This is a genomic window from Leptothoe sp. EHU-05/26/07-4, assembly GCF_043421015.1.
In the GTDB taxonomy this organism is placed as follows: Bacteria; Cyanobacteriota; Cyanobacteriia; order Phormidesmidales; family Phormidesmidaceae; genus Leptothoe; species Leptothoe turfae.
In genome coordinates this window covers 1,083,313-1,096,307 of the sequence record NZ_JAXSQV010000003.1, presented here as the reverse complement: position 1 = coordinate 1,096,307, position 12,995 = coordinate 1,083,313, and the positions used below count along the sequence as shown (strand labels likewise).

13 protein-coding genes are annotated in these 12,995 nt (G+C 47.6%); 8 read left to right on the top strand and 5 right to left on the bottom strand.

Annotated features, from left to right (window positions below; all coding sequences use genetic code 11):
- Positions 1-3 precede the first annotated feature (3 nt).
- The 3 genes from U2F10_RS12465 to U2F10_RS12455 form a co-directional block, all read right to left on the bottom strand.
- Positions 4-432 carry an NAD(P)-dependent oxidoreductase gene (locus U2F10_RS12465; protein WP_499872271.1) on the bottom strand — a complete coding sequence of 143 codons (429 nt, stop codon included), beginning with the start codon at positions 430-432 and terminating at the stop codon, positions 4-6.
- Between the two features lie 115 nt (positions 433-547).
- Complete coding sequence (locus U2F10_RS12460) at positions 548-784, bottom strand: hypothetical protein (protein WP_163699497.1); 237 nt, start codon at positions 782-784, stop codon at positions 548-550.
- 162 nt (positions 785-946) lie between these two features.
- Complete coding sequence (locus U2F10_RS12455) at positions 947-1,864, bottom strand: formylglycine-generating enzyme family protein (RefSeq protein WP_163699495.1); 918 nt, start codon at positions 1,862-1,864, stop codon at positions 947-949.
- Between the two features lie 466 nt (positions 1,865-2,330).
- On the opposite strand from U2F10_RS12455, the gene U2F10_RS12450 reads away from it, so the two are divergent.
- Positions 2,331-2,942: a cysteine dioxygenase family protein gene (locus tag U2F10_RS12450; RefSeq protein WP_163664310.1), complete on the top strand. Its 612-nt coding sequence runs from the start codon at positions 2,331-2,333 to the stop codon at positions 2,940-2,942.
- A 111-nt stretch (positions 2,943-3,053) separates the two neighbouring features.
- Here U2F10_RS12450 and cutA read toward each other — a convergent pair whose 3' ends face one another.
- Both cutA and U2F10_RS12440 read right to left on the bottom strand, forming a co-directional pair.
- Positions 3,054-3,395, bottom strand: a complete 342-nt coding sequence (gene cutA, locus U2F10_RS12445) for a divalent-cation tolerance protein CutA (RefSeq protein WP_163699493.1) — start codon at positions 3,393-3,395, stop codon at positions 3,054-3,056.
- 41 nt (positions 3,396-3,436) lie between these two features.
- Positions 3,437-4,366 carry a pentapeptide repeat-containing protein gene (locus U2F10_RS12440; RefSeq protein WP_163699491.1) on the bottom strand — a complete coding sequence of 310 codons (930 nt, stop codon included), beginning with the start codon at positions 4,364-4,366 and terminating at the stop codon, positions 3,437-3,439.
- A 391-nt stretch (positions 4,367-4,757) separates the two neighbouring features.
- Here U2F10_RS12440 and U2F10_RS12435 point away from each other — a divergent pair, with 391 nt between their 5' ends.
- The 7 genes from U2F10_RS12435 to U2F10_RS12405 all read left to right on the top strand — a co-directional run bounded on the left by U2F10_RS12435 (position 4,758) and on the right by U2F10_RS12405 (position 12,979).
- Positions 4,758-5,114, top strand: coding sequence for a hypothetical protein (locus tag U2F10_RS12435; protein ID WP_163699489.1), 357 nt, complete (start codon positions 4,758-4,760; stop codon positions 5,112-5,114).
- Positions 5,115-5,440: 326 nt separating this feature from the next.
- The gene (locus U2F10_RS12430) at positions 5,441-6,997 is read left to right on the top strand and encodes an FAD-dependent oxidoreductase (RefSeq protein ID WP_163699487.1); all 1,557 of its coding nucleotides are present in this window, start codon (positions 5,441-5,443) and stop codon (positions 6,995-6,997) included.
- Positions 6,998-7,193: 196 nt separating this feature from the next.
- Entirely contained in the window at positions 7,194-8,012 is an 819-nt protein-coding gene (locus U2F10_RS12425) for a SirB1 family protein (RefSeq protein ID WP_348918705.1), read from the top strand.
- Positions 8,013-8,149: 137 nt separating this feature from the next.
- Positions 8,150-8,923 (top strand): 1-(5-phosphoribosyl)-5-[(5-phosphoribosylamino)methylideneamino]imidazole-4-carboxamide isomerase, encoded by a 774-nt coding sequence (gene hisA, locus U2F10_RS12420; protein ID WP_163664317.1) that lies wholly within the window; start codon positions 8,150-8,152, stop codon positions 8,921-8,923.
- Between the two features lie 534 nt (positions 8,924-9,457).
- On the top strand, positions 9,458-10,108 hold the full coding sequence (locus U2F10_RS12415; protein WP_163699485.1) for a hypothetical protein: 651 nt from the start codon (positions 9,458-9,460) through the stop codon (positions 10,106-10,108).
- Positions 10,109-10,764: 656 nt separating this feature from the next.
- Positions 10,765-11,814, top strand: coding sequence for a hormogonium polysaccharide biosynthesis glycosyltransferase HpsE (gene hpsE, locus U2F10_RS12410; RefSeq protein ID WP_163699483.1), 1,050 nt, complete (start codon positions 10,765-10,767; stop codon positions 11,812-11,814).
- A 157-nt stretch (positions 11,815-11,971) separates the two neighbouring features.
- Positions 11,972-12,979, top strand: a complete 1,008-nt coding sequence (locus U2F10_RS12405; protein WP_250564926.1) for a glycosyltransferase — start codon at positions 11,972-11,974, stop codon at positions 12,977-12,979.
- Positions 12,980-12,995 lie beyond the last annotated feature (16 nt).

Sequence of the window (12,995 nt, the reverse complement as noted above, 5' to 3'; positions counted from 1 at the left end):
TAGTTAGTGCTTCAGCTTCCCCCCCACCATGATGGATAGAGTGCCGTTGGTCGCCCCTTCTGAACCGCCGGATACGGGAGCATCCAACATGGCAATCTGCTGCTCAGCCAGCTCAGCTGCAATGGCTCGGGTGACCGTGGGGCTAATGGTGGACATGTCGATGACTAAACTATTGGGCTGTGCTCCTGAAATCACACCCTCAGGCCCGAGAAGCACTGCTTCAACGTCGGGCGTATCGCTAACGCAAATTACAATAATTTCAGCCTCTGTGGCAGCAGCAGCGGGTGTGGCGGCTCGCTGGGCACCTGCCTCGACCAGGGGTAATTCGCGATCGCGACTACGATTATGGACAATGAGCTGATGGCCTGTAGCTAGCAAATTTAGGGCCATGGGCATGCCCATAGTACCAAGGCCAATAAATGCAACCTTCATAGCAGTCTTCCTGTGGTGTTAGCTGTGGCACAGTCACCATAGCAAAAGCTTCCTGAAACTAATTTCAGGAAGCTGAATTTGTAAATATCCAGTTGTCTTTGAGCTGTACTAGACGTTAGCTGCCTGCACAGGGGTCAGCCGCACAAGGATCAGCCGCACAGGGATCAGCCGCACAGGGGTCAGCCGCACAAGGATCAGCCGCACAAGGAGCTGCACAGGGAGCAACTTCTTCAGTGGGTGCTGCGCAAGGGTCAGCGGCACAGGGATTTGCGCCGCCGCCGCCGCAACCAGTTAAAACACCAACACTCAACACAGAAGCAGCTGCAACAGCCGCTAAATAATTAACTTTCATCAGAGGGCTCCTCTTAAAGCATTGAACAGATAATAATGCAGCCGAAACCAAATCGACAAATTAATCCGCGAATAATTATTCGCGATCAACCTTAATGTTGGCTGAGAAAAAGATGCTAATTACCTGAAAGGCAAGGGAGTTTAGCTGATTTTTCAGCCAAAACTAGCGTTTTGGGTCCGAAACCAAACGAAATCCAAACAAAATATGACGATAGGTCGTAGGTCGGCCATGGCGATAGGCAGTCCGACAAAATCCTGGCAGATCATCCCAGGCGCACCCTTTCATAATGGCCCGCTCCTGACCGTCCTGCACGTATACGGTTGATGTAAATTCAAACACATTGCCCGCCATGTCTTCCACACCGTAAGGACTCTTACTCAGGGGATAAGCACCCACACGGCTAGTTCCTTCGGGTCCGTTTTTCTGCCAGTTTGTAGCCTGCTCTTGCCATTCGCTACCCCAGGCAAAATAACGTCCATCCATCCCGCGAGCTGCTTTTTCCCATTCGTCAGCTGTGGGCAGTCGATACTCAAGCCCATCTTCCTGGCTTTTCCAAGCGGCATAGGCTAAGGCATCTTTTTGAGACACCAGCACAACCGGGTGTTGCGCTTTACCCGGAGGGAACTGGTAGCCCCGCCAAAAGTATGGGCGCAGGTCTTGATAGGAGTGCACCAGCATATTTTGCTCTTGGTAGTTCTCGGCAGTGATGCCAGGCTGATGATAACCAGTTGCGAGCACAAACTCTTGATAATCTGTGTTTGTAACTAGATTGCGACTAATGCAAAATGCTGCCAGACGTTGATTGCCAGCCTCAGGTTCAAAATCAAACCATCGCTGCTGGCGTAAACGAGTTTCTATATCCAGGGCCTCTTCTGGCGTAGTCGCTAAAGACTGGGCCGAAATACGATAGGCAAAGTCCCGTTCCTTTTGGTCGCTACCAGATATGTAACGGCCCCGCTCAACATATAAGGAATCTTTAGTGCACCGAATATCTTGACCATCTGGGCCAATATGAACGCTCGGATCCACCTGCGAGTTGGCTTGACCACATCCAGTTGCCAAGACAACTGTAAATAGCATCCAAGTTAAAGACCGACGAAGGTACTGTTTTGAGCGTGAGTTAAGCATATACACCAAAAGCGTTCCGGGGGCGTAAACGGAGTCGAGTTCTACTGGCTAAGATTCCCTAACGTTGGCACTATTTGCCCTGCCCAGTAAGTCACTTTGAGCTCTAAGGAATAACGCAGAAGATAATTGGTTTGACCTTGAAAATCACAAAAAGGTTTATGGCTATAATCCCCTCAAAGCTAAATAGCTTAAGTTTGCTCCGCCTATTAGCTGAATTAGGCTACAGACAAGAGAATTTAACCCAGTGTCTAGGTGCGGACTGTAAGCACACCGCTGTTACAAGATGAAACGTTTCTTTCATATAACACTGTTACATTAGGGCAATGTTCTAAGTACCAGCGGATGGCTATATCTTTGTGTGTTTGAGAATCTAAGATGAAGCCATTAGTCTGATAAATCTACTCTTGCCCCTTTGCCCATGACAAACCATAACTGGTTAATTACCGATGACGGTCAGCCAACCACGTTTGGAAGCACGGATAATGTGCAGCCCCCAAAACGTGTTTATCGGCTGTATCGCTTTTTAACGGATTTAGAAGACATTTTGGCAGACGAGAAGGATGACAGTATTCGTATTCAGAAGATTGTGCCCCTTGTCCGTAAGCTACTAACTAGCTCCTACTGGTTACAAATGGAGTATGATGCACCGTCCCCAAAAACTGGATGGTCCGTAAAATTTCTGTATCGAGAATATGAATTTCCCCTAACAGTTCAAATGGTGGCCTGGGCACCTGGCCAAGTATCAACAATCCATAACCACTCAGCATGGGGGATTGTTGCTTTGATTGGTGGCGAGGAAAAAAATCATTTGTGGCAACGTTCCCCCACTGAAGACAAGCCCCATCGTCTAGAGTCGGCTGGGGAGATAGATCTAGTACCTGGCGACATTATTGGCTTTACACCAGGGGCAATTCACCAGGTACAACCCATAGGAGATGAACCGACAGTTTCCTTTAACCTCTACGGAGTCACTGACTACAAGACTCGGTACGAGTATGACGTGAAGGCGCAAACAGCGAAGCTGTTTTAAGGGGGAATGGGACTCAGGGAGTGGACAGTAGGGACGACTGCGCTATTTCTGTTGAAATGGAAAACTCCATCAAGATATCCCTTTCACAGCTGTAGCCCCACTCCCTATTCCCTAGTCCCTACTTGCTCTCTCACCAACCTGTTCCCTCACCCACTGGCCGTAACTCTCAGTGCTCTCAACAATAGGGACTGCTATAATCTCTGGCAAATCGTAGCTGTGCTGGTGCTCTATCTGTGCGGCAATTTGGTCAAATAGCGCCAGGTCAGTTTTAATCGACAATTGGTACTCAGAGTCGCTGTGAACAGCCCCCTGCCAACGATAAATTGATTGAATTGGAGTCAAGGTGACGCAGGCTGTCAATCTAGACTCAATCAAGCTTTTAACAATTGCACGGGCTTCTGTTTCAGTAGCCGTAGTGACTAACACGAGACCCAGTTGGGAAGATGACGTCATATCTCAAAGCTAAAATCTAAACCAGACAACATTAAAGGGATCTAACCGAAACTGGAGAGAATAGTCCCATGGGCACTCTGGGTGCTATTGCAGATGTCTGAGACTGAATGGCAGAAATACTTACTTACTGATTTTCGCGCTAATATCCCTTGATTTACGACTACAGTTCCTGGCTTGGATTTTTCTAGGGTTGTATGGGTGAGTATGACGCCTGTTAAATCTGCTTGATCAATATTGGCGCGACTAAGATCGACATTCACAAGATTAGCCCGTTGCAGTTGGGCATAGTGCAAGTTGGCCCCAACCATTTGAGCCTTTTGCAGATTGGCATGTTGTAATTGAGCGTGGGAAAAATTGGCGGCTGTTAAGTTAGTTCCCTGCAAATTTGCTCCCTTCATATGGGCATGGGAAAAGTTAATTCCGTTCAGGTCATAGTCTTGAAAATTAAGGCCGTTAAGCCGCGCCCCTTCTAAATGTGCGCCATTAAATTGCACAGCGGTAATGTCGGCACCATAAAGACGGGCATCGCTCAAGTTGGCCCAGGCAAGATTGGCCCCCCTTAATTGGGCTTCTCGCAAGTTAGCTCCAGCCAGGACTGCGCCGCAAAAATTAGCACAGTGTAAACGACTCTGGCGAAAGTTTACATGGGCCAGCTGAGCACCACTTAACCGGGCATGGGAGAGATCAGATTTAATCCAAAAAGTTCCACGACCCTCAATTTTGGTGAGATTGGCACGGCTAAAGTTACTCTCGCTCAGCTTGGCAAATTGCAAATTGGTTCGTTGTAGCTGAGCACCGACAAATTGTCCCTTGGTGAGAAAGGCTCGACTCAGGTTAGCAGCCGTCAAATTAGCACCGGACAAATCGACATTAACTAAAATGCAGTTCGACAGATCAGCACCGCTCAGATTAACTCCTTTAAAGTTTCGATGGCCTGATTCGTATAGCCGCAGGAACTCGTGAACTCTCATCTTAGGTTAGGACCCTAGCGTTTTAAAGATTGCCGCTGGCGAATAGGTGCTGGTAGGCAAGTCACACTGGCGACACTTCTATAGAGTAGACGGCACCTCGTACAATTAATGGGATGGTTGATGTTGGTTGATATACCAACTTAAAACTTAAGAAAATCTGAACTTTCAACACACCATAACTTTATGAAGATATCCGAGGAGGTTGCTATATCCCCCTCATTAACAGGGCAATGGCAGTCATTTTTCCTAGGAGCACTTTGGTTAGGTTTTGTAACTTATGCAGTCTTACTGGCACCACCCAGTACCCCTGATACCTTAGATGTCATTTGTCAACTGTCAGCGGGGCAATGGGTTGATCTGACCCCATTGCCCCGTTGTTTTGTTTAATCTGATGGGGCTATGGCCAATTATCTACGCCAGTCTAGTCTTGACGGATGGACGAGATCAGACATTACCGGCTTGGCCATTTGTGGTGAGTTCTTTCGGCTTTGGAGCTTTGGCTTTAATGCCTTACTTGGCTTTGAGAAAATCAACTAACGCTCTGCTATATCGAGCACCAGATACTACACGGCTAAAGGTATTTAATCAGCGATTGGTAGGGATTGGGGGTGCGATCGCGACTATCCTCCTGATCGTCTATGGCATCCAACCAGGTACATGGAGTGAGAGTGGATATACATCCGTAAGACTGTTGGTGAGTGGCGAGGGTCATTTATTCAGTTTTCTCCAGACACTCCAAATGTGTTAAGGCGCTTGCGCTTAAATAATCACCCCATTACCCCATCACTCATCCAACCATCTATAGTCCCAACCTGGGTCTTTATTTTTGTGCAGTCCCCTAACCCTTGAAGAAGATCGGCCAGATCAGCACAGGTGTTTGGTGTTAAAACGCACTCCCAAGGGAAACCCAACTCACACCATGAAACGAGACCTGGGCTATCCCGATGCAGCACCCTACATCTCTTATGCTGGAAACACGGGGATAATTCTTTTGGGTAGTCTTTTGACCATTAGGTTTGGACTGCTTCTTTATTTCCGGTTTTTGTTGCCTCTACCTCCCCTGCTTCTGATCTCATGTCCCCCACCCAAACCATTCTCCAAGCCATTCCTGGCAATCCCTATATTGGTCTCCAACGAGCTGATGCCCTATGGCATGACTATCGCCATGGCCAGATTCCCACGCCCGATGTGGTGTCTACCCAAACTGAGCCCTTGGACCTAGAGAACCAGTCTGACACCTATGATGTCATCATTTGTGGTGGCACCCTGGGCATTCTCTTAGGCGCTACTCTGGCCCGTCAGGGATGGCGTGTAGCCCTATTAGAAAGAAATATCCTGAAGGGACGGGATCAGGAGTGGAATATATCTCGTAGTGAGTTAAGGACATTTGTTGAGCTTGGTCTATTAAGTGAGACGGAACTGGAGACTGCGATCGCAACGGAATATAATCCGGCCCGCGTTTACTTCGATGGTGGTGAAGACCTCTGGGTACGCGATGTGCTCAATGTTGGCGTTGACCCGGTTTATCTGCTCGATACCCTGAAACGAGTCTTTCTAGATGCGGGGGGTGAACTTTTGGAAAAGACCCCCTTCTCCAAGGCTCGGGTGGCTCCCGATGGCGTGCAAGTGACTGCAGGTGAGCACACGTTTGTTACCCGTCTGCTGATCGATACCATGGGCCATTTCTCCCCGATTGTGCAGCAGGCCCGTCAGGGAGAGTCCCCTGATGCCGTATGTCTTGTGGTAGGAACCTGTGCCACCGGATATGAACATAATCAAACCGGAGATCTAATTGCCTCATTCACCCCGATTAAAAATCAGTGCCAATATTTTTGGGAGGCTTTTCCCGCCCGTGATGGCCGCACCACCTATCTGTTCACCTATCTCGATGCTCATCCCGACCGCATCACCCTAGAAGACCTGTTTGAAGACTACTTTCAGTTACTACCTGACTATCAAGGAGTTTCCCTAGAGCAGCTTCACTTTAAGCGGGCCTTGTTTGGGTTTTTCCCCGCTTATCGCAATAGCCCCCTACGTTTTTCTTGGGATCGGCTGTTGGCAGTTGGGGATGCTAGCGGCCACCAGTCTCCCCTCAGTTTTGGCGGATTTGGGGCCATGATTCGGCACCTAACGCGTCTGAGTGCAGGCATCAATGATGCTTTACGGCAAGATCAGCTGAATGCAGCCGCTCTTGGCTGGTTACAGCCTTATCAGCCGAATATTGCTGTTACCTGGCTGTTTCAAAAAGCCATGAGTCTTTCCATGGGTCAATCCCTGGATCAACACCACATCAACAGCCTACTAACAACCATTTTTCAAGATATGGCAGCCTTGGGTGAGCCAGTGCTACGGCCATTTCTCCAAGACGTTGTACAGTTCTTGCCCTTAGCAAAAACGTTACTGCGCACCTCTGTTTATCATCCGATGCTTGTCGCCAAAATTTTGCCCCAAGTAGGTGTTCCAGCGGTTTTAGACTGGACTGGACATTATCTCAGTTTGGCTATCTATAGCGCCCTCAATCAGATACTAACCACTCCTGCCAAAGATGCTGGCTACTATTGGCGACGGTGGAGAGAGGCCTTAATCTATGGCAGTGGCAGTGACTACGATGGGCCTTCAGCTCAACGTTAGAGGGAAGAGTTATGGGCTCTTAGTTCCTGGTTTCTGGTGTTGAGTTACCTGCGTATGCATGGATTACTCCTATCCACAGGCATTCACTCAACACTCAAAATTCAACTAACTCCCCCCTGCTCCTCTAAGACCTTTGTCGGTCCTTGTCGCCCCTGATCACCCCTCTCTCAAAGCCTTTTTAACCTCACCAATCTCCATGACCCTGCGCTTCTCCCAGGCCCGACAGCAGTTTCGCCAATTGATTGCTCAGCCCACTCGCAACCTGGCTGCAGCCGCACTCTGTCCGGCGCAAGAAATTTATCCTGAGCTTGATCCCGCCGAGATTCTGCAACAGCTGGATGCCATTGCAACGGCTATCAGACCTAACATTTCTACCTATCCCCTCAAGACCATTCAGGCCATTAATCACTATCTCTACAGAGAACTGGGCTTTAGGGGCAACCAAATGGAGTATTACGATCCTGATAATAGCTATCTCAATCGGGTGCTAGAAAGACGATTAGGCATCCCCATTACCCTGGCGCTGGTGTATCTAGAAGTTGCTCAGCGGTTAGATTTCCCGATGATTGGCGTGGGCATGCCGGGACATTTTTTAGCACGCCCTACGATTGAGGAGATGGAGGTATACATAGACCCGTTTAATCAGGGAGAGGTCCTCTTTACAACCGATTGTCAGGCTATTTTTCATCGGCTATACGGTGACAATGCGGCTTGGAGCAGCCACTATCTTGCTCCAATTACCGATAAGTCCCTTCTAGCAAGGCTTCTCAATAATTTGAAGCTAATTTACCTGAATCGGCGTGACTTAACAAACACTTTGATGATCCTTGATTATTTGCTCCTGCTGCTGCCCAATGAGCCCAGCAACAGCCGAGATCGGGGATTAGTTCATTACCAATTGCAAAACCTGTTGGCTGCCCGCAGTGACTTAGAAACCTATCTGACCCATAGCCCCATGGCTCCAGATCGTGACCAGATATCACAGTTACTAGATAACATTACGGATAATCTCTAGGCACTGGAGTCTGATTGTTTACAGTAGCTAGAAGGTCAGGCATTCAAGGCTCTTACCCATGGTGCTAACGATTTCCTCTCCCCTTTTTCTGTACAATTTGAACCATTACTTACCCTATCGAACGGTAGATTTTTACTATGGATGTGATCCCTGCCATTGATTTACTCGGCGGTCGCTGTGTTCGCTTATTTCAAGGAGACTATGACCAGTCTCAGGTCTTTGGTGATGATCCGGTGGCTGTTGCTCGCCGCTGGGCAGAACAGGGAGCTTCTCGCATTCACCTGGTAGATTTAGACGGTGCTAAAGCGGGTAAACCCGAGAACTGGCAGGCAATTACCGAGATTGTTCAGGCCGTTGATGTACCGGTTCAAGTGGGGGGAGGATTACGCGATCGCAACCGTGTAGCAGAGCTATTTGAACTGGGCGTACAGTACGCCATCTTAGGTACTGTTGCCGTTGAGAATCCTGATGTAGTGGGAGAACTCAGTGCCGAGTTTCCAGGACGTATTTTCGTAGGGATTGATGCCCGTGATGGCAAAGTTGCTACCCGTGGCTGGTTAGAAACCTCCAGTGTTATGGCTGATGATCTTGCCCGCCGCATGGGAGATTTAGGGGCTGCTGCCATTATTTACACCGACATTAAACGGGATGGCACCCTCAAAGGACCCAATTTAGACGCGCTTAGAGATCTCGCTGGAAAAATTGATACCCCTATTATTGCGTCGGGAGGGGTGAGTTCCACAAGCGATTTACTCAGTCTGTTAGGCGTAGCCCCATTAGGTGTCAGCGGTGTGATTGTTGGGAAAGCCCTCTACACGGGTAATGTTGACTTATCAGAGGCCATCAAAGCGATTGGCCCAGGCCGACTTCAGGATGTTCCCCCTAACTTACAATCAACGCGGTGGGGATAAATCAATTGACAATTTCATAAAAGAAGAAAAACTAGTTCAAATGAACTAGTTTTTCTTCTTTTAAAGGGAGACTTGGTTCATCATTAACAGTTTGCATTGTTCTGTCTTCCTAAATTTTTAGAAAAATTTTGCTGATTCTTTCCCAGAAAATAATTAAGGGGGATGACTGCAAAAGCCCCCTCACCGAGGAGGCAAAAAAATCCTTCATAAAGCGCTCTTTAAAGCTGTTTCTCGTTAGTTTTCAAACCTGAAAACCTTTGTCATTAGGAGGTTGTAGCTTAAATGTATATGTTGTATCTTTTGCCGTTTTTGCCCAAGCAAACGTGACTACCCGTTGGATCTGATCTCGAAAATTGAGGTTGTTGGCGAGGCAAAAAAGCTGCCGATGATAGTGCTTTTTTGTGTTTGGGTATCTTTTTGGTGTTAAAAACTTGTTGAATTAGTGCTATATGTTTGTAGAATTAAAAAACCAACGAGACTATCTTTCTCAAATATCACTCAAATTCATTGCAACAAAGTGAGGTTTAACCCGATATGGCTACCAATGTCCTTGATCAGCTCAAGGAAGTTGAATCCCAGTTGGCTTCTCAAGTTGAAGCACTAAGCGATCAACTCTCCGCCGCCGCAAAACAGCGCGAAGGCCTTTTGACTGTTATTAACATGTTTCAGTCAACCGGTGACACTAATGGTGTTGCCGCCAATGTTACTGAAATTCTTAGCAGCGCGGTTGCTACCGTACAAGAGGAAGAAGCGCCTGAACCTGCTCCTGCTAAGAAACCTGGCAAGCGTCGTGGCCGCAAGCCATCTGTTAAAACAGCTGCAAAAGCAAAAGCTGCCCCTAAAGCAAAAGCCCCTAAGGCCAAAGCAGCAGCGGCAGCACCCGCTGCTAAGGCTACTCGCAAGCCCCGTGGAGGCAAATCTCCTAACTGGCAGCGCTATGTGCAAGATCCTTTCCGTAAGACACCTCTACCTGATGTTGTTGCTAACATCCTAAAGGCCCAGCCAGATGAGGCATTTAAAATTGCTGAGGTTATGGATGCTATTTTCAAGAGTGATATGCCTAAGGCTACGTTCTTGAAAGCACGTAACCGTGTTTCTAATATCTTGTCTGCTGGTGCACGTACCAGTGAGTGGTACCGTGGCCGCGGTGGTAAGTACAGCATGAGCAAGAAAGCATTGTCGTAACACATCACCAACATCGGGTTAGTGAAACGAGTAAAGGTCATCTAACTTGAATATTGCTGTAAACTCCCTTGGTCGTAGGTTCAGTTAACTCTATGGCCAGGGGAGTTGCATTTATATAAACTAAAGTCGAATGTACTAACTTTTGAGAATTAATGATTTTTGGGTATGGGGTATGCACTTTTTGGGAAACACTTAACTGATGGGTCCGTCACACGTGACTCCTCCTAACCAAAAGGGGGTAGATACTTTTTCCCAGACACTTAATGAAACGGTGATTTAATTGTAAATTTTTAGATTTTTGCTGATTTAGGTTGCCTGGGGGTCACTTCTTTAGGTGGTACTGATTAGCTTTCGCAGTTATCTTGTAGTGAATACACTGAGGGCATTGCATGGTAGCAGATATATGGATGGCGCTATAACTGTATGGATATTGCTACGTCCCAGGTCTCACCCTCTAGTATTACAACCGTCTATGTAATCTTCAATTACTATCCTACGTATTAATACGAATTTACTGTTGTCATCCGTGAGTTGGCTAAGTCATAGTTTAAACAATTCAATGTCAGGTAAATTCCTCAACTTAGCTGTGGTTTTAACTGAATTCAGTAAGATATGTTCCTATAGGTGCCCAGGCGACTGTAGCGTTACTCAAATCTATGATTGATTTTTCGGTTGCTATTCGTCTTTATAACGGTGCTTTAACATTACCTAAAATTCTAGATGCCCTCAGTCTCCAGGCTATTTCGAGCAGCATCAATTGGGAAATAATTATCGTTGATAATAACAGTGTTGATGGGACAGTTGATATTGTCCATAGGTATCAGCAAACATGGACGGCATGTTCGCTGAGATATGTATTAGAAGCGCGACAAGGGGCCTCTTTTGCCCGTCGTCGTGCCATCGTGGAAGCACAGGGGACGTGGATTGGCTTTTTGGATGATGACAATATTCCTGATTCCCATTGGGTACAGTCGGCGTATGAATTTGGCTGTACCCATCCCAAGGCAGCAGCTTTTGGGAGCCAGATTCATCCAAACTATGAGACCCCACCACCTGCCAACTTTGAGCGCATTGCCCCCTTTATTCCTGTGGTAGAGCGCCAGGAGGAGGTTTGTTTCACCACGGGATGGCGCGCTATGAGTAACTTAGTTCCTCCCGGAGCTGGCTTAGTGATTTTACGCCAGGCATGGTTAGATAATGTTCCCTACCCTTTGACACTGAGAGGTCCCGTCGGAAACTCTCTAAACTTGAAAGGAGAGGATGTGGAAGCATTGCTATATCTTAAAAAAGCAAACTGGGAAATCTGGTTCAATCCGCTGATGCACATCGAGCATCAAATTCCCAGCTGGCGCTTTGAGAAAAGTTATTTATTGCGTTTTTTCCATGGCATTGGTCTGAGTAAGTATGCCACTCGTATGGTGGGTATATCCCCCTGGCGGCGACCGCTATGGGTACTCTTATTTATGGGCAATGACTGCCGAAAGCTATTGCTGCATCTGGTTAAACATCATCGTCACTTAAATAGAGATGTGGTGTCTGCAGCCGAACTACAGTTACTTATCAGCAGCTTGTTAAGTCCTTTTTATGCCTGGAAACAACGTCTGTATAACCGTGGCGAGTCTAGTTCTTCTGACTTTATACCAGCGCATGATCTGGGCAAGAAAAGTAAGCTGGGCAAGAAAGCGTCAGCATTGCCTAAATCCTAATGACTAGAAGCTTCTTATGTCCACGGTTTTAATTTATCGTGACCAGCTTTTACCGTACTCAGAGACCTTTATCCCCGCCCAAGGAGGTAACCTTTCGTGTTACAGGGCTATCTACGTAGGTACGAGCCGATTAAATCATAATTTTAATCATCGAGACATGGTTGTCTTGGGAGATCATGGCTTTCCCAGTCGACTGTGGAAAGGCTTGTACAAGTTTGGCGGCATTACGTCTCCTCGGTGGACAAAAGTCTTAAAACACTATGCTCCTAACCTGGTGCATGCCCATTTTGGCAGTGATGGTGGTTTAGTCTTGCCGCTGTGCCAGCAATTAAACGTTCCCCTGGTGGTTACTTTTCATGGCTATGATGCTACTTGGGAAACCCCTTCATGGACAACAGTACGTAGTCAAGGGGATTTCTTTAGAGCCTTGTTATTACATAAACGAGACCGAGCATTGGCGGCTGCTAACCGTATCGTTACGGTGTCTGAGTTTATCCGTGAGCAATTGCTGTTAAGGGGGGGAGATGCCCATAGGATTGTGGTGCATTACATTGGTATTGACCGACAATATTTTCAACCCTCTCCGGATCTAGATCGAGAGCCCATGGTGCTATTTGTCGGACGACTGGTCGAGAAAAAAGGGGGAGAGTATCTGATACGAGCCATGGCAGCGGTGCAACGTCAGTTGCCGCCGGTAAAGTTGGTGATCATTGGAGATGGAGGATTGAGATCGCACCTCCAAACCCTTGCTGATCAGCTTTCTGTACGGGGTCAATTTTTAGGCAAACAGTCTCCGGAGCAGGTTCGTCACTGGATGAATCGCGCCCAGGTATTTTGTGGCCCCAGTATCATCGCCCGCTCAGGTGATGCGGAAGGTTTTGGCATGGTTTTTGCCGAGGCCCAGGCCATGGGGCTACCGGTTGTGAGCTTTGCCACGGGCGGCATTCCTGAAGCCGTTATCCATGGCGAAACTGGGTTGCTGGCTCCAGAAAAAGATACTGAGCAGCTAGCCAAACATCTGCTCCGCCTATTGGAAGACACAGAATTGAGACAGCAATTCGCCCAAGCAGGGCAAGCCCACGTAGCAGCAAATTTTGATCTGCAAAGAAATACCCGCCAGTTAGAACGCATTTATGACGAAGTGGTTGCTCAATATCAGGGTTAGCCATTGCCCATCCATG